The organism is Pseudoalteromonas sp. SR44-2 (assembly GCF_014163745.1).
GTDB lineage: Bacteria > Pseudomonadota > Gammaproteobacteria > Enterobacterales > Alteromonadaceae > Pseudoalteromonas > Pseudoalteromonas distincta.
Window position 1 is genome coordinate 1 of sequence record NZ_JACJDW010000090.1, and the last position, 269, is coordinate 269.

Below are 269 nucleotides of genomic sequence, written 5' to 3' on the forward strand. Positions count from 1 at the left end.
TAACCATACAACGCCAAACGCGTTTTATGCGACAGTTTGACAGAAGTTAATATGACTAAAGTAGATATTTACTGAAAGACTTAAAAAATATTATCAGATATTTTCCAAATTCAGTTAGTGCGTAGAAATACGAATTAACGCCCAAATTTGCTTGGTGACAATAGCGTTTTGGACCCACCTGACTCCATGCCGAACTCAGTAGTGAAACGAAACAGCGCCGATGATAGTGTAGCATTTGCTATGTGAAAGTAGGACATTACCAGGCTTCA

Annotated in this window: 1 rRNA gene; it reads left to right on the plus strand. The window is 38.3% G+C overall.

Annotated features, from left to right (window positions below):
• Positions 1–150 precede the first annotated feature (150 nt).
• Positions 151–265 (plus strand): 5S ribosomal RNA (gene rrf / locus H5115_RS20050).
• Positions 266–269: the final 4 nt, after the last annotated feature.